This is a genomic window from Pseudomonas sp. F-14 TE3482 (genome assembly GCF_053629455.1).
The window spans coordinates 6,348,768-6,375,233 of record NZ_JBRJII010000001.1 but is presented as its reverse complement, the minus strand read 5'-3'; the positions used below and the strand labels follow the sequence as shown (position 1 = coordinate 6,375,233).

Below are 26,466 nucleotides of genomic sequence, written 5' to 3'. Positions count from 1 at the left end.
CGATTATAAGCCTCAAAGAATGATTCCCGTGAGGCAAAAACGATCAGTCGTTACGCGAACCGCCAAAATACCCGCAGCCGCGTTGCACCTGGCCATTGATGCGCAGCTCGGCGCTCATGTGCTGCACGCTGCCGGTGCTGCCGTCGACGCAACGTTGCGGCGCGGCCCAGAGCTCGATGCGCTGGTTATTGGCTTCGGTGCTCAGGTTGAAACGGCCATCGCCCAGTTGCTCTTCAACGTACGGCAGGGCCAGGGGCGGCTGGCCGGCGCGGTCGATGACCATGCCTTTGCCGCTGACTCTGACGTTCCATTCCGGGCCATGGCCGGCGGCGCGCAGCGTCAGCTGCTTGAAATCGGGATCGTCGCACGCCGTGCCCGAGCGTTCGACGCGGTACAACTGCTCCAGATCCAGCTGGCCGCTGGCGGTGATCCGGCCGCGCACGTCGGCGAACAGCTTGCCCTGATCATCGGCCAGGGTCGCGGCCTCTTGCAGGACGCTGGTGCCGCCGGTGTCGTTGACCACCAAGCTGCGCTGCTCATTGCATGGCTGGAACAGCAACTTGCCATCGGCCGCCGTCAACTGGCCCTGCAGGCGGGTCTGGCCCACATGGGAAGCACTTTCGCGCGGGCCATCAAGCAACTGACAGGCGGCGAACAGCGGAAGCAGGGCAACAAGCACTAAGGAACGGGCAACACGCATCTTTGAGTCTCCTGACAAGTGTCGCCACGTTACTTAGCCTGACCGTTCATCACAACCCTGCGATGTCCTCGCTTTCCTACGGGGCATGGTCGGTTTAACCGACGTGGTAAGTCTGGCCGGTCTGCAAGCCTTCCACGCTTTTGGCGTAGGCCAGCGCCACTTCGGCGGCGGGAACCGGTTTGAAGCCACGGAAGTACGGGGCATAACTGCCCATGGCTTCGACCAGCACGTTCGGGCTGACCGAGTTGATGCGCAAACCGCGCGGCAGTTCGATCGCTGCTGCACGGACGAAGCTGTCCAGGGCGCCGTTGACCAGGGAGGCCGAGCTGCCGGTGCGAATCGGATCGTGGCTGAGGATGCCGGAGGTGAAGGTGAATGACGCACCGTCATTGGCGAATTCCCGGCCGATCAGCAGCAGGTTGACCTGGCCCATCAGCTTGTCCCGCAAGCCGAGCTCGAAGTCTTGTTCGGTCATGGTCGCCAGTGGCACGAAGTTGACGCTGCCAGCGGCGCAGATCAGCGCATCGAAGTTGCCGGTCTGTTGGAACAATTTGCGGATCGAGGCGCTGTCACTGATGTCGACCTGAAACTCACCGCTCTTGCGGCCGATACGGATGACTTCGTGGCGCTGGGACAGTTCATGGTCAATGGCCGAACCGACGGTGCCAGAGGCGCCGATCAAAAGAATTTTCATCGTGATGTACCTGAATGGGTTGGATTTAAATTTAAGTTTAGAGTGGTTTTTTCCATAGATAAGCGGGCTAATAGGCAACCTTTGGTTTTCAAATGGAAACAATCCCGTGAGCGAAATGGACGACCTGGCAGCATTCGCGGTGTTGATCGAGGCGGGCAGTTTCACCTCGGCTGCCCAGCAACTGGGCTGCAGTAAAGGGCAACTCTCCAAGCGCATCAGCCTGCTGGAAGCGCGGTTTGCCGTGGTGTTGCTGCAACGCACTACGCGCCGCTTGAGCCTGACGGCGGCGGGTGCGGCGTTGTTGCCGCAAGCCCAGGCGCTGGTGGTTCAAGTCGAGCGAGCGCGTCAGGCCCTGGCGCGGTTGAAAGACGACATGGCCGGCCCTGTGCGGATGACGGTTCCGGTTTCATTGGGGGAAACCTTCTTTGACGGCGCGCTGCTGGAGTTTTCCCGGCAATACCCCGAGGTGCAGATCGAGCTGGAGCTCAACAATAATTACCGCGACCTGTCCCGGGACGGTTTCGATTTGGCAATCCGCTCGGAAGTGGCCAACGACGAACGCCTTGTCGCCCGCCCGCTGCTGGCCTGGCACGAGATGACCTGCGCCAGCCCCGCGTACCTTGGGCGATTCGGTGAACCACTGACGCCTCAGGCACTGGCCGAACACCGCTGCCTGCTCAACAGCCATTACAGCGGTCGCGAAGAATGGCTCTATCACCAACAGCACGAGTTACTGCGGGTACGAGTATCGGGGCCGTTCGCCAGCAACCATTACAATCTCTTGAAGAAAGCCGCGCTGGCGGGTGCGGGCATTGCGCGTTTGCCGTCGTATTTGCTGCAAGAGGAATTGGCTGACGGGCGTTTGCGCTGGCTCCTGCGCGATTATCAGACCCGCAGCATGCCGATGTACCTGGTGCACCCGTATCAGGGCGGTTTGCCGAAACGTACCCAAGTGTTGGCGGATTATTTGATCGGTTGGTTCAAGCGCAGTGGCGAGGCGTTGGACAGGCTTTAAGGTAGCGAAAGGGCATTGAAATCTGATTCATCACACAATCCCCTGTGGGAGCGGGCTTGCTCGCGAAAGCGGTGTATCAGTCAACATCTCTGTTGAATGTGAAACCGCCTTCGCGAGCAAGCCCGCTCCCACAAGGGGATCTTCACTGTCTGGAGTTTTGAGGTCTGGCATACCGCTTGGCAATCAGATGATCAATCGACAACTTGCCCGGCCCGGTCGCCATCAAGTACAGCAACACCGCCGCCCAAGTGCCATGGGTCGGATAAGCATCAGGGTACACGAACAGCTGAATGGTCAGGGTCATACCCAATAGCGCCAGAGCCGAAAAGCGGGTGGCGAAGCCGATCAGAATCAGCACCGGAAAGAAATGCTCGGCAAAGGCTGCCAGGTGCGCCGCCAGTTCCGGGGAGAGCAATGGCAGGTGATACTCGCTCTCGAACAACGGAATAGTCGAGTCCGCCAGCCGTGGTACGCCGAGTTGAAACGTGCCGTCGATCAAGTCGATGGCCAGGCCTTCCACCTTGGTTTGTCCGGACTTCCAGAACACCGCGGCAATGGAAAAACGCGCGATAAAGGCGATCAGGCTGTGGGGGATTTTTTCCAGCCACTTGATGGCGCGGGCGATGGGGTTCTGGTGGGTGTTCATGGCGATACCTTGTGGTGTAAATGGGTAATGACGTTGTGGCTGATCAGCAGCGCCAGGGTTTGGCTGAGGTCGAAGTCAGGCGCTGTTTCCAGCGCTTGGGCCAGAGGCTGGCCGAGTCGCAGGTTCTGAATGAAGGTGCAGGCGCCGTGGTCGATGGCAAAGACCTCAACCTCCAGATCGTTGCGCAGCACCAGGGCGTTTTGCCCGTGGCCGAGGTCGATCCCGGCCAGCGTCGCGTCCTGTTGATGCGCCGCCCAGATCGCAACCACGGCAAAGGCTGAAGTCAGCAGATTCAGGGAGGGATGAAACCCGACCGTCAGCTCGCTCAGCGCCTGTGGGTCCGACAGCGCGGCGGCAATCTGTTCATGGCGCAAGGGCTGCGCATCGGCGGCGTGATAGGCCTGAACGCGCAACCGCTCCAGCCGCGCCATGTCGGCCAGATAAGGCACGCTGGCTGCCGGTTCAAAGCTGTCGATGAACTCGGAAAAGTCCTTACCGTAGTCGTTGATGAGTGGGCCTTGAGGCGGGTAACTCTGCACATACAGCCCCGCCATCGCCCGGAAGAACTCATCGCCCACCAACTGCAAAACCACGGGGTAACTGTCGGCCAAGGCGTTGATCAGCGAGCTCTGCACATTGTTGCGATACACCGCGAAACGGCTGGCGGGATCGGCGCCATTGGCACTGAACAAACCGTCGGGGCAGGGCCGTTGCGGATCGAGCAGAGCGGCGGCAAACGCAGCTTGAGTGCTCATGATCGGCCCCCCGCGCAATGCAGCAACTCATCAGCCTGACGGGCTTCGGCATGCAGCACGCTGAAGGCCGGCAATTGGTTGTCGCGCTCGATCAACGTGGCGATCGGGCCAACTCGCTCCAGCACCTGCCTGTACAGCACCCACACCGCGTTATCGATGGGCGCACCGTGATCGTCGATCAGCAGACGGTCGCCGAGGCTGTCGGTGTCTTCGGCAAACCCGGCCAGATGAATCTCTCCCACTGCGTGCAGCGGCAGCGCGTCGATGTAGGCCAGCGGATCCCTTTGGTGATTGATGCAGGAGACGTAGACGTTATTGACGTCCAGCAGCAGGCCGCAACCGGTGCGGCGAATGACCTCACTGATGAAGTCGGCTTCATCGATTGTCGAGCGCTGGAACGCCAGATACGTCGCCGGGTTCTCCAGCAGCATCGGACGTTTGAGGGTGCTCTGCACCTGATCGATATGCTCGCAGACGCGGTTCAACGTCGGCGCATCGTAGGCCAGGGGCAGCAGGTCATTGAGAAACACCGGGCCATGACTGGACCAGGCCAGGTGTTCGGAAAAGGATTGGGGTTGATAGCGTTCGATCAGCGCGGCAAGCCTTTGTAGGTGCTGACTGTCCAGCGGACCTTCGGCACCAATGGACAGGCCAACGCCGTGTAGCGATAGCGGATACTGCTCGCGAATCAACCCCAGAAAATGATGAAACGGGCCGCCGGCCACCATGTAGTTTTCGGCGTGGACTTCGAAGAAACCGATGTCCGGTTGAGCACCGAGCACTTCACGAAAGTGCTCGGTCTTGAGCCCCAGCCCGGAGCGGGGCGGGAGCCCGGAAAGTAAAGGGTTCATGGTCGACACTCAGGCTGGGTGCTGATTACGACTTGGCTTTGTAGGCTTCCAATTGGCCGAAACCGGTTGGCGAGGTTTTGCTCATCGTGGTGACGCAGGTGCCCTTAGGGACGAGTTTCCAGGCATTGGCCTGATGGTCGGTTTTTGCCGTGCCGGCGCAAGTGGTGCCAGCGCCTGCTGCGCAATCGTTTTTGCCTTTCATGGCCACGCCGAAGCATTTTTCCATGTTGGCGTCAGCGGCATGGGCAGTGGAGACAGCGGCGATGCTCAGGGCAGAACCGAGGGCCAGCACCAGGGCGGTGGCGGACAGGGTGCGGGTGGTAGCAGTCATGATGTTTCTCCGAAATTGAGCTTGGGTTGGCAAGCGTTTGTGCTTGCTTACTGCTCTAGAGAAACGACAGGGCGATGCGTTACAGGCCACCCAAAAATTTTTTTGCCGATAAGGTCGTCAGGCAATGCTGATTTTACTGACGCTGGTGATCTGACCGTTCCAGACCATCTCGTAGTGGGCTGTTTGAGTGATCGATGAGAGGGGGGTGGGAGTCATCAATGCCCAGCAGTGGCTCCCCTGCATGCGCACGGAGTTGTACCGCAGACCAGGGATTCCGGCATCCTTGATGGCCTTTCCCAAGCGATGGGAGTGCGTGTAATCGACAGGATCGTAGACAGGATCGTCCATCGCAATGGACACCGCATCCCTCATGGCTTCGTCAACGAAAGTGCAGGATAACCCGCGGAAAACAAACCTCTCGTAATTGAGCCCCTGGACTTTCGACCAATACTGGTTCTGATGATGCTGCACCTCAGCCAGTGCGGTTTCCATCGAGGCAGCCAGATACAACACGCCGAAACTGCCATCGCTGAAACGCGAACCCGCTGGGTTGATGTGGGTGAAAGGAGCGATTGCGTAAGAGCACCCAGGGATGCCGAAGGGAATCTGCGCACGCGGTATCAGCTCAAGCCGGCCGACTTCATTTTGCAGCCTCGGATTGGTGAGGGCCTGGATCTGATACAGCACATCAAATTCGTCCGCGTTTGCCACGTCGTCAAACAGCGCAATGGGCGGAAATTTTGAATTGATCAATCGGTAGGCCTGCAACTGTTCCCCGGCCAATACAGCCAGCTGGCCCACCGTTACCATTGTGCGCCTCGCAGCATGTCGATCCGCCGAAACGTCTCGTACAGGGAAATCATATCCCCTTGGGACATGATTTCGAGCGGGCTACGCCCGTTGAAGAACTCGTTCTCGTTCGCCATCGCCGCAAAACCATAGACGTTTTCAGGGTTATCAAAGACAAGGCGCAGGGTGGCATGGATGTTGAGAATAAAACTGATGCGCTGCATCTGGTCTGAATCCAGGCTGACGGACCAATCGGGATCGCGCTGCTTTGCCCGGGAGTACGTACTGCGGGAAATGCGCAGGATGCGACAGGCCTGATCGCTCGACGCTTGCCACTTTTCGAGTATGCCTACAGCCGCTCGCAAACCAGTCACGCACTGGTCTTTGCTGAAGGCTTGTGCCAGGGAGGTTGCTGTCATGGCGGTCACTTTGATATGGTCTGTAGATACAAATATATGAAATATGTCTCTATGGAGCAAGTTTGTTCGTGTTGTGAATACGCAGACCCCCGTAGGATCTTCATTGTTGTGGGGGGCAGGCACAAAAAAACGGCCCGAAGGCCGTTTTTTGTTTACCGCAATCGCTTAACCGCCAAGGTACGCTTCGCGCACTTTCGGGTCGGTCAACAGCGCTTCGCCAGTCCCTGTCATCACCACCCGGCCGTTTTCCAGCACATAGGCACGGTCAGCGATTTTCAGCGCCTGGTTGGCGTTTTGCTCCACCAGAAACACCGTCACACCGTCCTTGCGCAGTTGTTCGATGATGTCGAAGATCTGCTGGATGATGATCGGTGCCAGGCCCAGCGATGGCTCGTCGAGCAGCAACAGCTTGGGCTTGCTCATCAGCGCACGGCCGATGGCGAGCATTTGCTGTTCGCCGCCAGACATGGTGCCGCCGCGTTGGGCGAAGCGCTCTTTCAGGCGTGGGAAAAGTCCGAGGACCTTGTCCATCTGTTCCTGATAGTCGCCCTTGTCGGTGAAGAATCCGCCCATGGCGAGGTTCTCTTCCACGGTCAGGCGAGCAAACACCCGACGACCTTCCGGGACCACGGCGATGCTCTTGCGCATGATGTGCGACGAGTCCTGGCCGACGAGCTCTTCACCCATGTAGCGGATGCTGCCGCTGTGGGCCTGCGGCGAGCCGCAGAGGGTCATCAGCAGGGTCGACTTGCCGGCACCGTTGGCGCCAATCAGGGTCACGATCTCGCCCTGACGGACTTCGACGTTGACGCTGTGCAGCGCCTGGATCTTGCCGTAGAAGGTGGAAACGTTTTCGAACTGCAGCATTTACGCTTCCCCCAGGTAGGCTTTGATCACTTCAGGATTGTCGCGGATCTGTTCCGGCGTACCGTCGGCCAGAGGCGTGCCCTGGTTGATCACGAAGATGTGGTCGGAAATGCTCATGACCAGTTTCATGTCGTGTTCGATCAGCAGCACGGTCACATCATGCTCCTCACGCAGGATGCCGATCAGTGCCTTGAGGTCTTCGGTTTCCCGCGGGTTGAGACCGGCAGCCGGTTCGTCGAGCATGAGGATCCGCGGGCGGGTCATCATGCAGCGAGCGATTTCCAGGCGACGTTGCTGACCGTAGGCCAGGGTGCCGGCCGGACGGTTGGCGAACTCCTTGAGGTTGACCTTTTCCAGCCAGTACTCGGCGTATTCCATGGCCTCGCGTTCGCTTCTGCGGAACGCCGGGGTCTTGAACAGACCGGCCAGGAAATTGGTGTTCAGGTGACGGTGTTGCGCGATCAAGAGGTTCTCGACCGCTGTCATGTCCTTGAACAGCCGCACGTTCTGGAAGGTGCGCACCACGCCTTTGAGAGCAATCTTGTGGCCCGGCAGGCCCTGGATCGGCTCGCCGTCCAGCACGATGCTGCCAGCGGTGGGCTGGTAGAAACCGGTCAGGCAGTTGAACACGGTGGTCTTGCCGGCGCCGTTGGGGCCGATCATTGATACCACTTGTTTCTCTTTGACGGTCAGGGCCACGCTGTTGACCGCCAACAGGCCGCCGAAGCGCATGCTCAGGTCAGTGACTTTCAGGATCTCACGGCTCATTTGCGCAGCTCCATGTGGGGGCGTTGCATCGGCAGCAGACCTTGTGGACGCCAGATCATCATCAGCACCATCAAGGCGCCGAACATCAACATGCGGTATTCACTGAACTCACGCATCATTTCCGGCAACAGGATCATCACCGTGGCGGCGAGTACGACGCCCAGTTGCGAGCCCATGCCGCCCAGCACCACGATGGCGAGGATGGTCGCCGATTCGATGAAGGTGAAGGACTCCGGTGTCACCAGGCCTTGGCGCGCGGCGAAGAAGCTACCGGCGAAACCGGCGAAGCAGGCACCGAGGGTGAAGGCCGACAGCTTGATGACAGTAGGATTGAGCCCCAGCGCACGGCAGGCAATTTCGTCTTCACGCAGCGCTTCCCAGGCACGGCCCAGAGGCATGCGCAGCAAGCGGTTGATGACGAACAGCGCGAACAACGACAACAACACCGCGATCAGGTAAAGGAAGATCACCTTGTTGATCGAGTTGTATTCCAGGCCGAAGTACTCGTGGAAGGTCTGCAGACCTTCTGCGGCAGTTCTATCAAAGCTCAGCCCGAAAAGCGTGGGCTTGGGAATGTTGCTGATGCCGTTCGGGCCGCCGGTGAGGTCGGTCAGGTTACGCAGGAACAGACGGATGATTTCACCGAAACCCAAGGTCACGATTGCCAGGTAGTCACCGCGCAAACGCAGTACCGGGAAACCGAGAAGGAAGCCAAAGGTGGCCGCCATCATCCCGGCGATCGGCAAGCAGATCCAGAAGCTCAGGCCGTAGTAGTGCGACAGCAGCGCGTAGCTGTAGGCGCCCACGGCGTAGAAGCCGACATAACCGAGATCGAGCAGGCCAGCCAGGCCGACCACGATGTTCAAGCCCAGGCCGAGCATCACGTAGATCAGCACCAGCGTGGCGATGTCCACCGCACCGCGAGAGCCGAAGAACGGCCAGACCAGAGAACCGATGATCAACGCGATGATGATCCAGCGCTGGGTGGTCGGCAGGGTCAGGAAGTGACTGGCCTTGGCCGGCATCACCGGCAAGTTGGGCGAGGCTTTCCAGGCCGAGCTGATCTGCTGGTCGAACAGCACCCGCAGGAACATCAGCACCGAGCACACGGCGATGGTGATCAGCGTTGCAGTGCTGGTGCCATGGACTTCGAGGTTGATGCCGACAATGGTCAGTTTCAGACCCAGTACCGGGTAGGCAACCGCCCACACCAGCAAGGCGCTGAACAACGCCTGTTTAAGATTCCTAGTCATACTTTCTCAACCTCCGGACGGCCCAACAGGCCGGTTGGCCGGAACAACAACACCAGAACCAGTAGACCGAACGCCACGACGTCCTTGTACTGGTCGCCGAAGATATCGGCACCAAAGGCTTCCGCCACCCCAAGCACCAGCCCGCCGAGCATCGCGCCGGGGATGCTGCCGATACCGCCCAATACTGCTGCGGTGAAGGCCTTGAGGCCGACCAGGAAACCGGCGTTCGGGTTGATCACGCCGTATTGCATGCTCAGCAGCACGGCCGCGATGGCCGCCAGTGCCGCACCGATGACGAAGGTCAGGGCGATGATGTTGTTGGTGTTGATACCCAAGAGGTTGGCCATCTTGATGTCTTCGGCACAGGCGCGGCAGGCGCGACCCAGGCGAGAACGGGAGATGAACAGCGTCAGGCCGAGCATGGCGACCAGGGTCACCACGAACACCACGATTTGCATGTAGGAAATCAGCACTTCATGTGCGCCACCTGGCCCGATGGCGAAGTTGCCAGGGATCAGGTTGGAGATGGATTTGTCCTTGGAGTCTTGCGCCAGCAGAACCGTGTTCTGCAGGAAGATCGACATGCCGATGGCGGAAATCAGCGGGATCAGACGGTTGCTGCCGCGCAGGGGGCGGTAGGCGATCCGTTCGATGCTGTAACCGTAGGCACTGGTCACGACGATGGTCGCGAGGAAAGCCGCGGTCATCAAGAGAGGGACACTGTCGAGTCCCAGCATGGCCAGCCCGGCGATGGCGATGAACGCCACGTAAGAGCCGATCATGTACACCTCGCCGTGGGCGAAGTTGATCATTCCAATGATGCCGTAAACCATCGTATAGCCGATGGCGATCAGGGCATACGTGCTGCCAATGGTCAGACCATTAACCAGCTGTTGGAAGAAGTGATAGATGTCAGGCATTACAGCGCTCCTAAAAACCTGATACGCATTTCACTGGTGGAGTCATTTTCCCGCTCGAGCCCCGTGGATCTGCATCCACTTCGAATTCGAGGTTTGCCAGCGAACCGCTGATGACGGTTTTGAGATTTTCAGGTGGGGAGACTGGCGGATCACGCCAGCGCGGCCCAATACGTTCGTAAAACAAAGCCCACGGCACGCCGTGGGCTTTATTGGCAGTCAGTCAGGCCAAGGCCTTACTGAGGCGAAACTTCAGTTTTAGGTTTGCCGAAGTGCCACTGGTAAACCACGAATTTGAAGTCCTTCAGGTCGCCCTTTTCGTCGAAAGACAGGTCGCCGGTCGGGGTTTTGAACGTGCCCTTGTGGATAGCTTCAGCCACTTTTGCGGTGTCTTCGCTCTTGGCGGCCTTGATGCCTTCGGCGATGACTTGCACAGCCGAGTAGGACGGGAACACGAACGGACCGCTCGGGTCTTCTTTCTTGGCTTTGAACGCGTCAGCCAGGGCGATGTTGGCCGGATCCTGGTCGAAGGATTTCGGCAGGGTCACCAGCAGGCCTTCGGAAGCTTCCTTGGCGATCTGCGAAATGGAGTCGTTACCCACGCCTTCCGGCCCCATGAACTTGGCTTTCAGGCCTTTTTCCTGGGATTGACGCAGGAGCAGACCCAGCTCCGGGTGGTAGCCGCCGTAGTAGACGAAGTCGACGTTGGCTTGTTTGAGCTTGGAGACCATCGAAGAGAAGTCTTTGTCGCCAGCGTTGATGCCTTCGAACACGGCAACCTTGACGCCTTTCTTCTCGAGGGTGGTTTTAACGGCGCTGGCGATGCCTTCACCGTATTGCTGTTTGTCGTGCAGCACAGCAACGATTTTCGGTTTGACGTGATCGGCAATGTAGTTACCGGCGGCAGGGCCCTGGGCGCTGTCCAGACCGATAGTACGGAAGATCATTTTGTAGCCGCGAGTGGTGATGTCCGGGCTGGTGGCAGCCGGAGTGATCATGATCACGCCTTCGTCTTCGTAAATGTCCGAAGCCGGTTGAGTGGAGCTGGAGCACAGGTGACCCACCACGAACTTGACGCCGTCGTTGACGACTTTGTTCGCAACAGCAACCGCTTGTTTTGGATCGCAGGCGTCATCGTATTCAACGGCTTCGAGCTTCTTGCCGTCGACGCCGCCCTTGGCGTTGATTTGTTCGATGGCCATTTTCGAGCCACTGAACTGCATGTCGCCGTATTGGGCTACAGGGCCGGTTTTAGGGCCGGCGATGCCGATCTTGATGGTGTCAGCGGCGAACGAATGGCTGGCAACCCCGGCCAGAACCATAGCGGCAAACAGTTTTGAAATCTGCTTAGTAGCCTTAGTCATAGTGCTCCACTCTTACTGTTGTAGTTTTTATAGTCCTGGCGCCGTAGCAGCAGAACCGGGTCAGATATCGTTGATATCCTCCGGAAAATGCCCCCGGCAACTGTACCGGTACAGTGTAGAGCGCCGATTGTTAGCCTGGGAAGGCAGCGCCGGGGGGCAAAACCTGAGGGTGTCGCTTTATTGAAAGAAAAAGACAGAATCACGGCGGGATGTTAGCTGGCTAATACTTGATTCAGCAGCATTCCTTGGCTTTCCTGCGTTTTTCAATCGGTAACGCAATTGCATCCGGGTTTTTCTGGCGCAATACCGACGTTATCATTCACGTCGATTTTCTTTGCGGACAGAAACCCATGACTCAAGAACCTAGCACCCTCTATGCCAAGCTGCTTGGTGAGACCGCATCTATTACCTGGAAAGAGTTGGAGCCGTTCTTTGCCAGGGGTGCCCTATTGTGGGTCGATCCAGGCCTGGATTTGATCGCTGCGGCAGAAGCGGTGGCAACCGATGAAGGCGAGAAAGTCGCTGCCTGGCTGGCCGCCGACAAGGTCGCCAAGCTGTCTGAAACGCGGGCGCTGGATCTTTTCGAGCGCGATCCCGAGCTGTGGGCCGTGGTGGTTTCACCGTGGATTCTGATCCAGGAAAGGGCGACGAGCTGAACGCTTGCACTTAATTGGTGCGCTGCGCTACCGGTTAAAAGTGTGTAGCCGAGTAGCGTGATGGCATGTTGCCGTAGAGAAAGGCCACAGAAGGGTCTTGGCGAGGGTGACGTAAACGTAACGGGAACAGTTTATTGAGCAGCCGATGGGCTGCTTAATTGTTTCTGGATGTTGGGGTTTGTGGTGAATTTTATGTCGCCATCGCGGGCAAGCCCGCTCCCACAGGTACGGCGTTTTTCAAAAGAGAACGCGGTCCTTGTGGGAGCGGGCTTGCCCGCGATTGGGTGCACCGCCGATTAAGCCGTCTTGCCCGTATGGTTATTCAAAGAAATAACCTTGGTCTTGCCAATCCGGTGACGGTAAATCTCGCGCAAATACTTGATCGACTTCTTCACGCAATCCCGAGACAAACGAATGTCATTGATCGAGACAAACTTGTCCTTGTCGTTGATCAGCTCACGGTACTTTTTCTCGTACATCGGTTTGATCGCGTACCAGTTGGTATCGAGGATTTTCGCCGGGTTTTCGAATTCGTTGAGCAGTTCATCGATCCGGTCTTCGTCGAAGTCTTCGTTGATGATGAAGTCCAGGATCGAGTTGTCCAGCGTCTCGTCGAAGCGATACGGGTTTTTCGCGAAGCAGCGCTTGATGAAGGCCACGATCAGGGTCAAAAAGTCGTCCGACAGGCACGGGCTCTTGGCGATGAGGGTGGTCAGCGACAAGTTGGCCGAGGCGCCGATTACCAGCGCATAACGCTTGAGCGTGGTGTTGGGGAACAAGCTGTTGAGGTGGGTCTTCAGCCGGTTCAGGTCCATGTAGGACAGCTTGTAGTCCTTGGGCAAGGACACAATCGACACCACTGACGAACAATTCTTGAAGAAGTGCAGGTCGTGCAACGCGGCCGCGTCATAGCCCGAATTCTTGTACTGCTCAAGCGAGGCGCGATAGCGCTTGGACTCGATCGGCAACAGGCTGATGCCTTCGATTGCCTGCGTGACCTTGTTGAAGTGCGGCAGGTCGATCGAGCGGAAGAACAGGTCGTCGATGTTCAGGCGTTGCGGCTCTTTTTCGAACACCTTGAACTTGTCGCTGCTCGGCGGCGGGGTTTCCGGTACGACGGACTCGGCGTAGGCAATCGCCACGGGGCCGGCCAGGCTCATGAACAGGTCGTTGGCGTCCAGGCGAATGGTTTCGCCGATGTCGATGCCGGCGCGACGGAAATAGTTCTGGTCGTAGTCGGTGGTCACCGCCTGCGCGGTCAGAATGTTGAAGATCTGCTGTGAGATGTACTGGTTGGCGTGCTTTTCCATGGCATTGACATCAATGTTCTGGATGTTGCCGTCATCGCTTTCTTCGGCGTAACGCATGATGTCGTTGGAGATCAGCATCATCGCGTTCCATGGGCGGATACGGCCCATGACGCTGGCTTCGCTGCTGTCTTCGTTGGCGAAGTTGTAGGAGAAGTCCCACTCTTCCGACAGGTATTTGCACAACAGGCGACCGGCGTTGATGTGCAGCGCCTCGGACATTTCGCTGCGGTGATCGGAAATATTGGGCAGTACGCAAATGCCGCTGGTGAAGATCGGTTCGAAGACGAAGGAATGACCGCTCTTGCTGTCGTGCTCGTCCATCGGCTTGGTGTCGAATGTCTTGTTCATGTACGAGTGCTGCTGGGCCAGGCCGAACTCCGAGGCCATGCCCGAACCGGTACCGCCGCCGGCACTGAAGATCGAGAAATACAGGCGCGACTGGTTAGCCTTGATCCCGCAGCTGTCGATCAGGTACGAGTGAATCATCTTCCAGTCAGGGCTGGAGAACCGCTGGGTATCCTTGTTCAGGATGATCTTGGCCAGGTACTGGCCGAGGATCGGCGCGTTACCGGCGCCACCGGCGTGGACTTCCGACAAGTCCATGATTTTCATTTTGCTGTAGTCGCGCAAAAAGCCGCTTTTTTCGCCCTTGCGCGAGAAACGGATGCGACCGGCGATGTCCTTGTCCAGGTCGCCGAGCATCACCAGCGGCTCGACCAGAAACACCGGTTTGCTGGCCTTGTTCGGCCCCAGGCGCAGGTTGTTGCGAATCCACTGCGCCGGGCTGTAGCCCTTTTCGGCGTAGCGTTTGTCTGGCGACAGACGGTCTTCGTTGTTGAATTCGTTGAGGTAGAACTTGCGGGCGTTGTACACCAGCTCCGCGACGTCCAGTGCGATGTTCGAACCACAGCGGCCCAGGCCGATCAGGCACACCGAAGGGAATTCCTGATCGCTGTGTTGTTCGTTGTCGCCTTCCAGATGGGGCGGGCGCGGGAACACCAAGTCGCGCAGGCCGTCGAGGTTGTCGAGGATGCGGTCTGTATTGGTTTCGGTGAAGTAAAGGTATTGCTGAGTCGCCAGCGGACGCGACGGGATCAATGGCTTCGACGATGAGGGGCTGTTCGCCGCGGGGCTCAGGGTCAGGTCGGATACCGCGGTGGCCGGATTATTTTTAGAAGTCATTGTGCGCCATATACCTGGACTGGTCGGCTCGGCGACAAGTGTCATCGAGTCATCACGGAATGAGATCTCGCGTCTTTTTGCAGCGCGAATGTGGCCCAAGCGTCAGGGCCTTGGCCTGTGCGTCGCTCGGGGGAATCCTTTCCTTAATCATGATGAATCGGCCAATATTCGATGATCTTTAATCAAAGGGAGGCTAAATGATGGCAACGTTTCCAGCGCTGGGGTTTGCCGGAATCGGTTTGATGGGCTTGCCAATGTGCCGACGTCTGTTGGCGGCGGGTTATCCGCTGACGGTGTGGAACCGCAACCCCGACAAGTGCGCAGCGCTGGTGGAGGCCGGCGCGCGGCAAGTGGCGACACCGGCCGAACTGTGCCAACACGCGGGCCTGGTGATGCTGTGCTTGGCCGACACAGCTGTTGTACGTGAGGTGGTGTTTGGCGCGGCAGGCGTTGCCGAGGGGGCGAAAAGCGGCCAGCTACTGGTGGATTTTTCCAGCCTGGAACCCACCGCGACGCGGGAAATGGCGAACTCATTGGCCAGTAAAACCGGTATGAGTTGGCTCGATGCGCCGGTCTCCGGCGGGGTGGTCGGCGCCGAGGCCGGCAGCCTGGCGATCATGGTCGGCGGCGAGGCGGCAGACCTTGAGCGCGTGCGGCCGGTGTTGTTGACCCTTGGCCAGCGCGTGACCCACATGGGCGCCGTCGGTGCGGGGCAGGTGACCAAGGCCTGCAATCAGATGATCGTGGCGTGCAATGCCTTGGTGATTGCCGAAGTGGTGGCCTTGGCCGAGCGTTCCGGGGTCGACGCCCGCGTGATCGCCGAGGCGCTCGCCGGTGGCTTCGCCGATTCAAAACCGCTGCAGATTCTTGCGCCGCAAATGGCCGACAGCCGTTTCGAACCGGTGAAGTGGCACGTACGCACGCTGCTCAAGGATCTGGACACCGCCGTGAAATTTTCCCGCGAACAGGGTTCGGCCACACCGATCAGCGGATTGGCCGCACAACTGATGCGCCTCCATGGGGGGCAGGGGTTCCTGAAAAAGGATCCGTCGACGTTAGTGCAGTTGTACCGCGCGCCAGACTCAAAGGATTGAAGGTGTGCACGTGCTTGCGCTGATTGATTTCGGCCAGCACCGGACGCAACTCAGCCAGCGGCACCGGACGGCTGAGCAGGTAGCCCTGAACGAAGTCGCAGCCGTGGCGTTCGAGAAAGTCGTACTGTTCGAAGGTTTCGACGCCTTCGGTGACGACCTGCAAATGCAGGGTATGAGCCATGACGATAATGGCCTGGACGATTTCCATGTCCTGGGTGGCCTTGGGGATGTCTTGAATGAACGAGCGGTCGATCTTCAACGTGTTTAATGGCAGGCGCCTGAGGTAGGCCAGGGATGAATAGCCGGTGCCGAAGTCATCGATCGACAACGAGACCCCGAGAGCGCGAATCTGGCGCAGCAACACCAGGGTGTTGCTGATATTGCCCATCAGCGCATTCTCGGTGACTTCCAGTTCCAGCCGGTGTGGTGCCACCCCGAAGGCGTGCAGGGCGTGTTCGATTTCATTGGCCAGTTCTTCTCGCGCCAGGTTCAGGGGCGAGCAATTCACCGCGATTTTGAGTTCTTCGCAATCGTGCCGGGACAGCTCGCCCAAGTCCTCGCAGGCCTTGCGCAGCACCCAGTTGTCCAGCTCGGCAATCAGGCCGTTGGCTTCGGCAATGGCGATGAATCGATCCGGCGTGAGCAAGCCGTGAACCGGATGTTGCCAGCGAATCAGCGCTTCAAGTTTGGTGACCTGGCCGGTTCTCAGGTCATAGATCGGTTGGTAATACAGCATCAACCCGGTGTTTTCGCGCAGGGCGTGACGCAGTTCCTCTTCGAGTTGCAACTCCAGGGTGGCGCGGGTTTTCAGGTTTGCACTGAAAAAATGCAGGGCGTTACGACCGCAATCCTTGGACTGATACAGCGCCAGGTCAGCGTTTTTCAGCAGTTCTTCACAGGTCTTGCCATCTTCCGGAAACAGGCTGATGCCGATGCTGGTGGTCATGACCATGCGCCGTCCGGACAACTCGATGGGCTCCTTCATTTTCAGCATGATGCGCTGGGCCATTTGCCGCGCTTCTTCACGGTCATACAGGGTGATCAGGATGCAGAATTCGTCGCCTCCGAAGCGCGCCACCACGTCTTCATGGCTGCGCACTGCAGCCTTGATGTGGCCGGCCAGGACTTTGAGCAATTCGTCACCGGCGTCATGGCCGAGGCTGTCATTGATCCGCTTGAAATGGTCGATGTCGAGGAACATCACCGCCAGCATGCCGCCTTCATTGGTTTTCTCGATGAGTTTCTCGGCGAAGATCTGGTTGAAGCCTCGTCGGTTGATCAGGTTGGTCAAGGGGTCGTAATGCGCCACCTGTTGCAGCGACATGCGTGCCTGATCCAGTTGACTGAGCAGGGCGTTGACCCGTTGCAGGTCATGCTCTTTGTGTTGCAGTTTCTTGTCCGCCCATGCAGCGCTGATGCCGCTGCCGATGATCAGCAGCGTCATTACCGCTACCGTCAGCCCCAGTTGCAGGTGATTGTTGTCGCTGGGCAGGGGCTCAAGGCTGCCAACGGGCAGCACCAGGCTGAACGCCGCCATGCCGGTGAAATGCATGCTCACGATGCCGGCTCCGAGCACCAGGCTGGCGGTGTATTTGAGCAATTGATGAAACACGCCGGCACCATCGCGCAGGTGACTGGAAATCAGCAGGGCGGCCAGGCTGGCACCGATGGCGATCACAATGGAAAGCACGAACAGCACGGGTTGGTAGTAGGCCATCGCATTCGATCGCAGGGCGGCCATGCCCACGTAATGCATGGTTGCGATGCCCAGGCCGATCCACACTGCGGCCCGCAGGTATTGCCAGAAATTCAGCTGAGGATGACTGAGGGTGTGCATGGCCAGCCACGAGGCGGTCAGGGCGAACAACAGCGAGAGCAGGGTAGTGGGCAAGTGGTAATGGATTTCGATCGGCGCCTGGAACGCCAGCATGCTGATGAAATGCATGGCCCAGATACCACCTGCCAAGCACCCGGCACCGACCCAGCGCCAGAGTCGTTGGGAGGCAGGTTTTTCCACATGGCCGACTCGCTCGGTCATGCCCAGCGTGGCGAAACCGGTCGCACAAGCCACTAGATAGGCCAGCAACACCAAAAACGGGTTATGGGTGCAATCGAGTATGACCTGTCCGCTCTCTGGCAGCCCGGTCATGAAATGCAAACCAAGCCACTCCATAGCATGCCCCATCTCTGAATCATCCTGCGCCATGTACGCTGGCGAATGCTTGCAGTATAGAGGCCTTGCAAGGAGCGCAAGAGGTGATGGCACAGTAATGCCAATGTTTTTGGAATGGCGTTTAGAACGATTGGAAATAAATTGTTTCATGGCTCGCATTGGCTGTCATGGACGGGTATCAGCATTACGAATAATTACAGACAGCGCGGGTCCGCCTGACTAGATTGACGGTTCCGGGCTCGAATGCGTTGGCAGTGAAGCCCCAATAACAATAAAAGAGACGGACCCATGCAGAACTCGACCCAAGCGGCGAATGCCTGGCGCATTCTGTTCCTGCTGTTCCTGGCCAACCTGTTCAACTTCTTCGATCGCACCATCCCGGCCATCATCATCGAGCCGATCCGCATGGAATGGCACCTCAGCGACTTTCAACTGGGGATCATCGGCACCGCTTTCACCATCGTTTACGCCATTGCCGGCCTGCCCCTTGGGCGATTGGCCGATACCGGTTCGCGCAGCAAGTTGATGGGCTGGGGCCTGGCAACATGGAGCGGGCTGACTGCGGTCAACGGGCTGGTGGGCAGTTTCTGGAGTTTCCTGATCGTGCGCATGGGCATCGGCATCGGTGAAGCCAGTTACGCGCCGGCCGCCAACTCGCTGATCGGCGATTTGTTCCCGGCTCATCGTCGGGCTCGGGCCATGGGCATTTTCATGCTGGGTCTTCCGCTGGGGTTACTGCTGGCGTTCTTCACCATCGGCTGGATGGTCAAGACGTTCGACAGCTGGCGCGCGCCGTTCTTTATCGCGGCGGTGCCGGGGTTGATCCTGGCGGTGTTCATGTTCTTCATCAAAGAGCCGAAACGCGGCGCGGCGGAAAGCGTGCAAGTGTCTCAGGAACGCGTGGACCGGCCGATCCGTCGAGTGCTGGCGGTGCCGACTTTCCTGTGGCTGGTCATGGCGGGGCTGTGTTTCAACTTCGCGACTTACGCCTGCAACTCGTTTCTGGTGCCGATGTTGCAGCGATATTTCCTGATGCCATTGCAGGAGGCAGCAGTGGCGACCGGGGTGATCGTCGGGGTGACCGGGCTGTTCGGCCTGACGCTCGGCGGCTGGATCGCCGACAAGATTCACCAACGCGTGGCCAATGGGCGGCTGCTGTTCGCGGCGTTCAGCCTGATCATTTCGACCGTGTGTACCGCTTGGGCCCTGCACGCCGGACGCATCGAGATCGGGGTGTTTGTCGCGGTGTTCAGCCTGGGTTGGTTGTTTGCTTACAACTTCTATACCTGCGTGTACACGGCGATTCAGGACGTGGTCGAACCGCGCCTGCGGGCCACGGCCATGGCGTTGTTCTTTGCCGGTCTGTATTTGCTGGGCGGCGGATTGGGGCCGGTGGTGGTCGGCGGATTGTCGGATCACTTTGCGCAAACGGCCATGCTGTCGGCCGGCGCCGAGCAGATGACTGAAGCGTTCAAGGCGGTCGGCCTGCATGACGCGATGTACCTGATCCCGGTGGCGTTGTTCTTTACCATGGTGTTTCTGTTTTTGGCCTCGCGGTGTTTTGTAAGGGATGCCAAGCGGATGAAGGAGGGGTTGGTGGCGGTGGTTGAGCCTGCGGGTTCTGCGGTGACTGCCTAATCGCCATCGCGGGCAAGCCCGCTCCCACAGTGATCTCGGTTGCTCACAATACTTGTATTCACCCGAAGCCCTGTGGGAGCGGGCTTGCCCGCGATGAGGCCGTCAAGAACACCACAACAATCAAGCAGACAAAAAAAGGCCCACATCACTGCGGGCCTTTTTGTTCCAGCGGTGGAGCAGGGGGATTAACCCGCCACCAACACCCGAATCGCTTCCAGTCGCAGCGCGGCTTTGTCGAGCATGGCCAGGCCTTGCTCGCGCTGTTTGCGCAGGGCAACCAGTTCGCTGTCACGCACGGTCGGGTTGACCGCTTGCAACGCGGTCAGGCGTGCCAGTTCTTCGTCGGTATCCGCCGCCAGACGACGTTGCGCCTCGGCCACGCGTTCGGCGTGACGCGGGGTGATTTTCTCTTCGCCGGCGTTGATCCGTGGCGTCAGCTGGTCGCGCTGGGCCTGGATGAACTTGTTGGCGCTGGCGCGGGGTACGCTTTCCAGTTGATCGTTCAGGGTTTCGAACGACACCCGGGTCGACAGGTCGTTGCCGTTGGCGTCGAGCAGGCAACGCAGGGCGGCCGGCGGCAGGTAACGGCCCAACTGCAGCGAACGCGGGGCAACCACTTCGCTGACGTAGAGCAGTTCCAGCAACACGGTGCCCGGTTTCAGCGCCTTGTTCTTGATCAGCGCCACGGCGGTGTTGCCCATCGAGCCGGACAGAACCAGGTCCATGCCGCCTTGAACCATCGGGTGTTCCCAGGTGATGAACTGCATGTCTTCGCGAGACAGCGCCTGGTTGCGGTCGTAGGTGATGGTCACGCCTTCGTCGTCGCCCAGCGGGAAGCTGGCGTCGAGCATTTTTTCGCTTGGCTTGAGGATCAGCGCGTTTTCCGAATGGTCTTCACTGTCGATGCCAAAGGCGTCAAACAGGGTTTCCATGTAGATAGGCAGGGCGAACTGATCGTCTTGTTCGAGGATGTCCTCGACCAGCGCATCACCTTCGCCAGCGCCGCCGGAGTTGAGTTCCAGCAAGCGGTCGCGACCGGTGTGCAGTTCGGCTTCCAGACGCTCACGTTCGGCGCGGGCTTCGTCGATCAGCGCCTGCCACTCGCCATCGTCGGCGTTTTCCAGCAGCGGCAACAGGCGCGGGCCGAACTGATGCTGCAAGGCGTTGCCGGTCGGGCAGGTGTTGAGGAACGCGTTCAGCGCCTCGTGATACCACTGGTACAGCCGCTCTTGCGGGCTGGTTTCCAGGTACGGCACGTGCAGCTCGATGATGTGCTTCTGACCGATCCGGTCGAGACGACCGATACGCTGCTCCAGCAGGTCCGGGTGCGACGGCAGATCGAACAGCACCAGATGGTGCGAGAACTGGAAGTTGCGACCTTCACTGCCGATTTCCGAGCAGATCAGCACCTGCGCACCAAATTCTTCGTCGGCGAAGTAGGCGGCGGCGCGGTCGCGCTCGAGGATGTTCATGCCTTCGTGGAAGACCGTGGCCGGAATGCCGGAACGCACGCGCAGGGCGTCTTCCAGGTCCATGGCGGTTTCGGCGTGGGCGCAGATCACCAGCACTTTGGTGCGCTTGAGCATTTTCAGGGTGTCGATCAGCCACTCGACACGCGGGTCGAATTTCCACCAGCGCTCTTCTTCGTTGGCGTCCGGCTGGGCCTGGAAGCTGACTTCCGGGTACAGCTCGGCGTGATCGCCCAATGGCAGTTCAAGGTATTCGGCCGGGCACGGCAGCGGGTACGGGTGCAGTTTGCGTTCCGGGAAACCTTGCACGGCGGCGCGGGTATTACGGAACAGCACGCGGCCGGTGCCATGACGGTCCAGCAGTTCGCGGACCAGACGGGCGCTGGCTTCGGTGTCGCCATCATTGACGGCGGTCAGCAGGGCTTCGCCTTCGTTGCCGAGGAAACCGTGGATAGTCTTGTGCGCTTCAGGCGACAGACGCCCTTTGTCCAGCAGCTCCTGAACGGCTTCGGCCACCGGGCGATAGTTTTCGCTCTCGGCGCGGAAGGCGTGCAGGTCATGGAAACGGTTCGGGTCGAGCAGGCGCAGACGCGCGAAGTGACTGTCCTGACCCAGTTGTTCCGGAGTCGCGGTCAGCAGCAAGACCCCGGGAATGACTTCGGCGAGTTGCTCCACAAGCGAATACTGAGGGCTGACCTGATCTTCGTGCCACACCAGGTGGTGCGCTTCGTCGACCACCAGCAAATCCCAGCCGGCCGCGAACAACGCGTCCTGGGCCTTCTCGTCATCTACCAGCCATTCGAGTGCAACCAGTGCGAGCTGGGTGTCTTCGAACGGGTTGGCGGCATCGCTTTCGATGAAGCGTTCTTCATCGAACAGCGCGACTTGCAGGTTGAAGCGGCGGCGCATCTCCACCAGCCACTGGTGCTGGAGGTTTTCCGGCACCAGGATCAATACGCGACTGGCGCGACCCGAAAGCAGTTGGCGATGGATCACCAGACCGGCCTCGATGGTCTTGCCCAGGCCCACTTCGTCTGCCAGCAGAACCCGCGGCGCGATGCGGTCGGCGACTTCACGGGCAATGTGCAACTGGTGCGCGATCGGTTGCGCACGCACGCCGCCCAGGCCCCAGAGCGAGGATTGCAATTGGCGGCTGGTGTGTTCCAGGGTGTTGTATCGCAGGGAGAACCAGGCGAGCGGGTCGATCTGTCCGGCGAACAAACGGTCGCTGGCCAGACGGAACTGAATGAAGTTCGATAGCTGGGTTTCCGGCAGGGTGACCACTTCGTTCTGCGCGTTGAGGCCGTGGTAGACCAGCAGGCCGTCGACGTCGTCGACTTCTTGGACGGTCAGTTTCCAGCCTTCGAAGTGAGTGATGCTGTCACCCGGCGAAAACCGCACGCGGGTGAGGGGCGCATTCCGTAGCGCGTACTGGCGAGTCTCGCCAGTGGCCGGATAGAGCACGGTCAACAAGCGGCCGTCCTGTGCCAGAACGGTGCCCAAACCCAGCTCGGCTTCGCTGTCACTGATCCAGCGTTGCCCCGGTTGATACTGCTGCGCCATGCTGCCTGACTCCCACCTTGAAAAAGCGGGCTATCTTAACGGAATGAGCCTTCAGGACCAAAGGATTACATGCGCGCGCTGATGGAGGATGCGAACTTTTCGGGAGATGAAGATCAAAAGATCGCAGGCTGCACCAGCTCCTACGGTGCCAGGCGGGTCACAAGTTTGCGACCGATGGCTCAAGTCGCCATTCCCGCAGCCGACAGCCTGCTGACAGGAGACTAACAATATGCTGCCACCGATGCTCCCCTTGAGCGCCGTACCAATCACTTCACAGCAGGATCCGATTCGCCAGCGCCCGGATATTCCGCCTGTGGTGCCGGTGCAGGAAAGCTCCAACGAAAGCACCATCGACCTGCAAAAACGCGATCCGGAAGAGGCAGGCCTGCAGCTGCGCGAGGAACAGCGTCGGCAACAGGAGCGCGAGCGCCGTCGTCGTGAGGCCGATGAGGATCCTGAAGAGCACCTGGCGATTCCCGGTAATGAGCTCAATGCCGACAACACCGTACCGGTGGTGCCGTTGATGGAGGATCAGCCGCGTCAGGGGTTGTGGGTCGATATCGAGATCTGAAGTGTCGGATCACTGGTCAGCGCCCGCGCCAGACCGCATTATTGGCGTAATCCTGTCGCCTTTACCGGCAGTTGAATTCATTTCCAAGCGATGCACTGAACGCCATGAGCCAAGATGACAAGCTGATCGACCTCAACGCCGAACGCGCCAAGCGGGTTCATGACCTTAATGAAAAGCGCCTGAATGAAGTACGCCAGGCGTTCGAGCAGGCGATGCCGTTGGGCAAAGCGAAGAAAAAGCCGAAGAACAAACCGAAAAAGCGTTGAAACACCCTGCATCGGTTGATGCAGGTCAGTTATTTCCCTTCCTTTTACGCCCGTATAGGGCGGCATTGATCCCGGTCAATTTTCTCTCCTGCCCAATTGGTTAACTTAGCCCCATCGCAACAGGGCAAGTGCAGGAGGCCAGTCATGTTTTTTGACAACGTGGTGATCGCCGGAGTGCTGACTGTCGGCCTCATGGTTCTGTTTTTTGCAGGGTTTGGATTTTTTATCTGGAAGGATTCGCATAAGCGGAAAAAACCGTAGGGTCTTTCTGGAGCAATGAGCACGCAAGGCATTTTGGGCGACTTCGGTCGCCCTTTTTTTTGTGCGCGAATTTCTATCAGGTGAATGCAGGTCAACTGTGGGAGCGGGCTTGCCCGCGATAGCGGTATATCTGTTACATCAATGTTGGATCTGCCGCCGTCATCGCGGGCAAGCCCGCTCCCACAGGGATCTGCGCCGAACTTAGACATTGGCAATAAAAAAGGCGCGAACCTCACGGAACGCGCCTTTTTTGTGCCACTGCGTATCAGCTACCCAGTGCTTTCGACGCCAGCCAGAACAGGCCGGCCGACAGGGCCACGGTGGCTGGCAGGGTCAGGACCCAGGCCAGCAGGATGGTTCTGACGGTGCCGCCTTGCAGGCCGCTTTTGTTCGCGACCATGGTACCGGCTACGCCTGAAGACAGGACGTGGGTGGTGGAAACCGGCAGGCTGAAGATGTTCGCCGCGCCGATCATGCACGCTGTGGTGATCTGCGCCGACATGCCTTGGGCATAGGTCATGCCTTGCTTGCCGATTTTCTCGCCGATGGTCAGTACCACGCGTTTCCAACCGACCATGGTACCCAGGCCGAGGGCCAGGGCGACCGCCAGAATTACCCAGAACGGGGCATATTCGGTGGTGGTGGTCAGGTCCTTGCGCAGTTTGTCCAGGTCAGCCTTTTCACGGGCAGCGAGGCCTGGCAGCTTGGCGACTTTCTTCGCGGTGTCGTCCAGGCAGAGCAGGTAGCGACGTACTTCGATGCGGCTTTCCGACGGCAACGAATGGTAGTCGGCTACACCTTTAAGGGTGCCAAGCAGCGCTGAAATGGTCGGTTCGGTCTGTTGCGGGTTGCAACGGAATTTCTCCGGCAGATCGCCTTTCACGCTTTTGCCCAGTGCCAGGAACTCACCCAGGGATTCGCGGTTGCGCTCGTAGAACTGGCTCAGGTGCAGGGTCGCATCGCGAGTACGTTCGATCTGGTAGGTGGTGCTGTTCAGGTCGAGAACGAACTGCGCCGGCACGATGCCGATCAGCACCAGCATGATCAGGCCGATACCTTTCTGGCCATCGTTCGAGCCGTGTACGAAGCTGACAGCCATCGCCGAAATCACCAGCACCAGACGGTTCCAGAATGGCGGGTGTTTTTTGTCGTCGATCTTGCGGCGCTGTTCCGGTGTCTTGTGCATCTTGGACAGCGGACGCCACCATTTAAGACTGATCAGCACCAGGGCTGCGATCAGGAAACCGGCCATTGGCGAGAACACCAGGGACGCACCGATATCGATCGCCTTCTGCCAGTTCACGCCATCGGCCAACGGAATATCGTTGATCAGGGCGTTGGCCAGGCCGACACCGAGGATCGAACCGATCAGCGTATGAGAGCTGGAGGCGGGGATACCGAAGTACCAGGTGCCCAGGTTCCAGGTGATGGCGGCAGCGAGCAACGAGAACACCATGGCCAGTCCGTGACCGGTGTTCACATTGATCAGCAGTTCTACCGGCAGCAAATGGACGATGGCATACGCCACGCCCACACCGCCCAGCAGCACGCCGAGGAAGTTGAACACACCGGAAAAGAACACCGCCAGATGAGGCGGCATGGCTTTGGTGTAAATAACAGTGGCCACCGCGTTTGCGGTGTCATGAAAGCCGTTGATGAACTCGAAGGCGAGGACAAAGGCCAGGGCGAGCAAGAGGCTCACAAGCACCCAAGCATCCAGTCCGCTGAATAAATCGATCATGAAGGTTTTCTGACCCGGTCGTAAGGGGGCGCGATTATGCCAGAAAAGATGGGTAATCGATGCACTAGCTGCTCATCGGTTACATTCTTCAACGAATTATTTTGTGGCAATCCCCCAGGCCCCAGGTTTTTTCGGCGTTTTACAAGTCATTGAATTTACTTGCAAAGGCCGTAGCCACAAGGGTTTCTCCCGGCAGGGCGAGAGGCTTGAATGCGTGTATGAAATATCTGAGAAGAAGGTCGGACAGGAGCCATTTACCTCATCCAATGGATGAGGGGACCGCCGCCCGCTTGTAGCGGGCGCGAAAAGCATCATCGATACAGCCCGCTTTTAACAGGTGTAGATGCAGGCTCTTGAAAGAATTCAAACCGAGGCAGTCATGGCTCTTCGGCTTTGAGTTCCTTTTCCATCTTCTGCAATTCCTGGGAGAAGGCCTGGTCCTGAACGGTGGCGCGTTTACGCCAGGGTTTGCGTTCGGGTTCGGGCTGAGCGGCGTAGGTGGTGACTTCCCCGCCGTAAACTTCCTTGTAACGTTGTTCCTGGCGCTCAAGTTCCGCGCGCAGTTCGTCTTTCGTCACAGTGCTACCTGATTGAGTTGAGATTAATTCTGGTGAAACGCGCTGCATCGATTTATTGACCACGCTCGTTGAAGGGACAATGCCTGACACGGCATCGTTCCCTCGGAGCAATCAATTCGTCCTTGTTGCAGGCGGCCACGGCACCAGAGAAAAACAGCTGACGTAGCATCAGTCTCCTGTTTCAGCGAGCGCGTTGGCGGAGCATATGAAATGAGCGTCAGGCGCTTGCTGCGGACAGCGGCAATGGATATTGCGCTGCCGGTTGGCGAAATCGGCACGTAAAAAACCGGTCGCCACTGAAATGCATTATAGCGGTCGATCCGAAGAACACTATCTCTTGAGAGTTAAAAGTAGTTCCTGGTGTGTGATTGTTTTGTTACTCGCAAACTTTTACCGGTAACTACGGTGCCGTGATGCCAGTTGCAGCGGTGATTTTCTGGCGCCATTAAGCCGAACGAATTAGTACTCCGATGCTTCTTTAAAACGTGACCGAAAATAACAAATATATTGCAGGGGGATGAAAGCAGTAGGGCCCACTATAAGTAACCGCTGATTGCGATTATCGGCCTATGGTTCGATAATCGCCCAATCTTGG

26 protein-coding genes are annotated in these 26,466 nt (G+C 58.6%); 8 read left to right on the top strand and 18 right to left on the bottom strand.

The features are described 5' to 3' along the window. Nucleotides 1-43 precede the first annotated feature (43 nt). Together AB7M26_RS29020 and AB7M26_RS29015 are read right to left on the bottom strand one after the other, a co-directional pair. Complete coding sequence (locus AB7M26_RS29020) at nucleotides 44-700, bottom strand: COG3650 family protein (RefSeq protein WP_123499252.1); 657 nt, start codon at nucleotides 698-700, stop codon at nucleotides 44-46. A 94-nt stretch (nucleotides 701-794) separates the two neighbouring features. Continuing rightward, complete coding sequence (locus AB7M26_RS29015) at nucleotides 795-1,394, bottom strand: short chain dehydrogenase (RefSeq protein WP_123499250.1); 600 nt, start codon at nucleotides 1,392-1,394, stop codon at nucleotides 795-797. A gap of 106 nt (nucleotides 1,395-1,500) precedes the next feature. Between AB7M26_RS29015 and AB7M26_RS29010 the strand changes: the two genes are divergently transcribed. After that, entirely contained in the window at nucleotides 1,501-2,409 is a 909-nt protein-coding gene (locus AB7M26_RS29010) for a LysR family transcriptional regulator (RefSeq protein WP_123499247.1), read from the top strand. A gap of 142 nt (nucleotides 2,410-2,551) precedes the next feature. On the opposite strand, the gene AB7M26_RS29005 is transcribed toward AB7M26_RS29010, so the two are convergent. From AB7M26_RS29005 to AB7M26_RS28955, 11 genes are all read right to left on the bottom strand, one after another. Next, entirely contained in the window at nucleotides 2,552-3,055 is a 504-nt protein-coding gene (locus tag AB7M26_RS29005; protein ID WP_123499245.1) for a DoxX family protein, read from the bottom strand. Beyond that, nucleotides 3,052-3,810 carry an HvfC/BufC N-terminal domain-containing protein gene (locus AB7M26_RS29000; protein WP_123499242.1) on the bottom strand — a complete coding sequence of 253 codons (759 nt, stop codon included), beginning with the start codon at nucleotides 3,808-3,810 and terminating at the stop codon, nucleotides 3,052-3,054. Before AB7M26_RS29000 ends, AB7M26_RS29005 begins: the two co-directional genes overlap by 4 nt. Continuing rightward, nucleotides 3,807-4,661: an MNIO family bufferin maturase gene (gene bufB, locus AB7M26_RS28995; protein ID WP_429377858.1), complete on the bottom strand. Its 855-nt coding sequence runs from the start codon at nucleotides 4,659-4,661 to the stop codon at nucleotides 3,807-3,809. The genes AB7M26_RS29000 and bufB overlap by 4 nt, the downstream gene beginning before the upstream one ends. A gap of 25 nt (nucleotides 4,662-4,686) precedes the next feature. Beyond that, nucleotides 4,687-4,992 carry a BufA1 family periplasmic bufferin-type metallophore gene (locus tag AB7M26_RS28990; RefSeq protein WP_123499237.1) on the bottom strand — a complete coding sequence of 102 codons (306 nt, stop codon included), beginning with the start codon at nucleotides 4,990-4,992 and terminating at the stop codon, nucleotides 4,687-4,689. A gap of 117 nt (nucleotides 4,993-5,109) precedes the next feature. Then, on the bottom strand, nucleotides 5,110-5,802 hold the full coding sequence (locus tag AB7M26_RS28985; RefSeq protein ID WP_429387282.1) for an RES family NAD+ phosphorylase: 693 nt from the start codon (nucleotides 5,800-5,802) through the stop codon (nucleotides 5,110-5,112). Next, nucleotides 5,796-6,200: an antitoxin Xre-like helix-turn-helix domain-containing protein gene (locus AB7M26_RS28980; RefSeq protein WP_123499233.1), complete on the bottom strand. Its 405-nt coding sequence runs from the start codon at nucleotides 6,198-6,200 to the stop codon at nucleotides 5,796-5,798. Before AB7M26_RS28980 ends, AB7M26_RS28985 begins: the two co-directional genes overlap by 7 nt. A 165-nt stretch (nucleotides 6,201-6,365) precedes the next feature. Next, nucleotides 6,366-7,067 carry an ABC transporter ATP-binding protein gene (locus tag AB7M26_RS28975; protein ID WP_007906649.1) on the bottom strand — a complete coding sequence of 234 codons (702 nt, stop codon included), beginning with the start codon at nucleotides 7,065-7,067 and terminating at the stop codon, nucleotides 6,366-6,368. Then, nucleotides 7,068-7,835: a high-affinity branched-chain amino acid ABC transporter ATP-binding protein LivG gene (gene livG, locus AB7M26_RS28970; protein WP_429387279.1), complete on the bottom strand. Its 768-nt coding sequence runs from the start codon at nucleotides 7,833-7,835 to the stop codon at nucleotides 7,068-7,070. Next, nucleotides 7,832-9,088, bottom strand: a complete 1,257-nt coding sequence (locus AB7M26_RS28965) for a high-affinity branched-chain amino acid ABC transporter permease LivM (RefSeq protein WP_123499229.1) — start codon at nucleotides 9,086-9,088, stop codon at nucleotides 7,832-7,834. The genes livG and AB7M26_RS28965 overlap by 4 nt, the downstream gene beginning before the upstream one ends. After that, entirely contained in the window at nucleotides 9,085-10,008 is a 924-nt protein-coding gene (livH, locus tag AB7M26_RS28960) for a high-affinity branched-chain amino acid ABC transporter permease LivH (RefSeq protein ID WP_008074580.1), read from the bottom strand. The genes AB7M26_RS28965 and livH overlap by 4 nt, the downstream gene beginning before the upstream one ends. A 233-nt stretch (nucleotides 10,009-10,241) precedes the next feature. Then, nucleotides 10,242-11,369 carry a branched-chain amino acid ABC transporter substrate-binding protein gene (locus tag AB7M26_RS28955; protein ID WP_123499227.1) on the bottom strand — a complete coding sequence of 376 codons (1,128 nt, stop codon included), beginning with the start codon at nucleotides 11,367-11,369 and terminating at the stop codon, nucleotides 10,242-10,244. Nucleotides 11,370-11,719: 350 nt separating this feature from the next. Between AB7M26_RS28955 and AB7M26_RS28950 the strand changes: the two genes are divergently transcribed. Then, nucleotides 11,720-12,025, top strand: a complete 306-nt coding sequence (locus tag AB7M26_RS28950; RefSeq protein ID WP_007906642.1) for a DUF2288 domain-containing protein — start codon at nucleotides 11,720-11,722, stop codon at nucleotides 12,023-12,025. Nucleotides 12,026-12,321: 296 nt separating this feature from the next. On the opposite strand, the gene AB7M26_RS28945 is transcribed toward AB7M26_RS28950, so the two are convergent. Continuing rightward, on the bottom strand, nucleotides 12,322-14,517 hold the full coding sequence (locus AB7M26_RS28945) for a hypothetical protein (protein ID WP_429387276.1): 2,196 nt from the start codon (nucleotides 14,515-14,517) through the stop codon (nucleotides 12,322-12,324). Between the two features lie 197 nt (nucleotides 14,518-14,714). Here AB7M26_RS28945 and AB7M26_RS28940 point away from each other — a divergent pair, with 197 nt between their 5' ends. Next, nucleotides 14,715-15,611 carry an NAD(P)-dependent oxidoreductase gene (locus AB7M26_RS28940; protein WP_429387273.1) on the top strand — a complete coding sequence of 299 codons (897 nt, stop codon included), beginning with the start codon at nucleotides 14,715-14,717 and terminating at the stop codon, nucleotides 15,609-15,611. Here the strand turns inward: AB7M26_RS28940 and AB7M26_RS28935 are convergent. Next, nucleotides 15,502-17,784, bottom strand: coding sequence for a putative bifunctional diguanylate cyclase/phosphodiesterase (locus tag AB7M26_RS28935; RefSeq protein WP_429388971.1), 2,283 nt, complete (start codon nucleotides 17,782-17,784; stop codon nucleotides 15,502-15,504). The two genes, AB7M26_RS28940 and AB7M26_RS28935, sit on opposite strands and share 110 nt — an antisense overlap. A gap of 288 nt (nucleotides 17,785-18,072) precedes the next feature. Between AB7M26_RS28935 and AB7M26_RS28930 the strand changes: the two genes are divergently transcribed. Further along, entirely contained in the window at nucleotides 18,073-19,422 is a 1,350-nt protein-coding gene (locus AB7M26_RS28930; RefSeq protein ID WP_123499218.1) for a spinster family MFS transporter, read from the top strand. A 185-nt stretch (nucleotides 19,423-19,607) separates the two neighbouring features. Here AB7M26_RS28930 and rapA read toward each other — a convergent pair whose 3' ends face one another. Beyond that, nucleotides 19,608-22,454, bottom strand: coding sequence for an RNA polymerase-associated protein RapA (gene rapA, locus AB7M26_RS28925; RefSeq protein WP_123499217.1), 2,847 nt, complete (start codon nucleotides 22,452-22,454; stop codon nucleotides 19,608-19,610). A gap of 69 nt (nucleotides 22,455-22,523) precedes the next feature. Here rapA and AB7M26_RS28920 point away from each other — a divergent pair, with 69 nt between their 5' ends. The 4 genes from AB7M26_RS28920 to ccoM all read left to right on the top strand — a co-directional run bounded on the left by AB7M26_RS28920 (nucleotide 22,524) and on the right by ccoM (nucleotide 23,552). Continuing rightward, nucleotides 22,524-22,679, top strand: a complete 156-nt coding sequence (locus AB7M26_RS28920) for a hypothetical protein (RefSeq protein WP_429387270.1) — start codon at nucleotides 22,524-22,526, stop codon at nucleotides 22,677-22,679. 4 nt (nucleotides 22,680-22,683) lie between these two features. Continuing rightward, nucleotides 22,684-23,025, top strand: a complete 342-nt coding sequence (locus tag AB7M26_RS28915) for a hypothetical protein (protein WP_052966937.1) — start codon at nucleotides 22,684-22,686, stop codon at nucleotides 23,023-23,025. A gap of 104 nt (nucleotides 23,026-23,129) precedes the next feature. Continuing rightward, nucleotides 23,130-23,291 (top strand): hypothetical protein, encoded by a 162-nt coding sequence (locus AB7M26_RS28910; RefSeq protein WP_008074569.1) that lies wholly within the window; start codon nucleotides 23,130-23,132, stop codon nucleotides 23,289-23,291. 144 nt (nucleotides 23,292-23,435) lie between these two features. Next, nucleotides 23,436-23,552 (top strand): cytochrome c oxidase subunit CcoM, encoded by a 117-nt coding sequence (gene ccoM, locus AB7M26_RS28905; protein ID WP_007906619.1) that lies wholly within the window; start codon nucleotides 23,436-23,438, stop codon nucleotides 23,550-23,552. Between the two features lie 265 nt (nucleotides 23,553-23,817). Here ccoM and AB7M26_RS28900 read toward each other — a convergent pair whose 3' ends face one another. Further along, nucleotides 23,818-25,293 carry an inorganic phosphate transporter gene (locus AB7M26_RS28900; protein ID WP_063342708.1) on the bottom strand — a complete coding sequence of 492 codons (1,476 nt, stop codon included), beginning with the start codon at nucleotides 25,291-25,293 and terminating at the stop codon, nucleotides 23,818-23,820. 377 nt (nucleotides 25,294-25,670) lie between these two features. Beyond that, nucleotides 25,671-25,871, bottom strand: coding sequence for a hypothetical protein (locus AB7M26_RS28895; RefSeq protein ID WP_007903846.1), 201 nt, complete (start codon nucleotides 25,869-25,871; stop codon nucleotides 25,671-25,673). Nucleotides 25,872-26,466 lie beyond the last annotated feature (595 nt).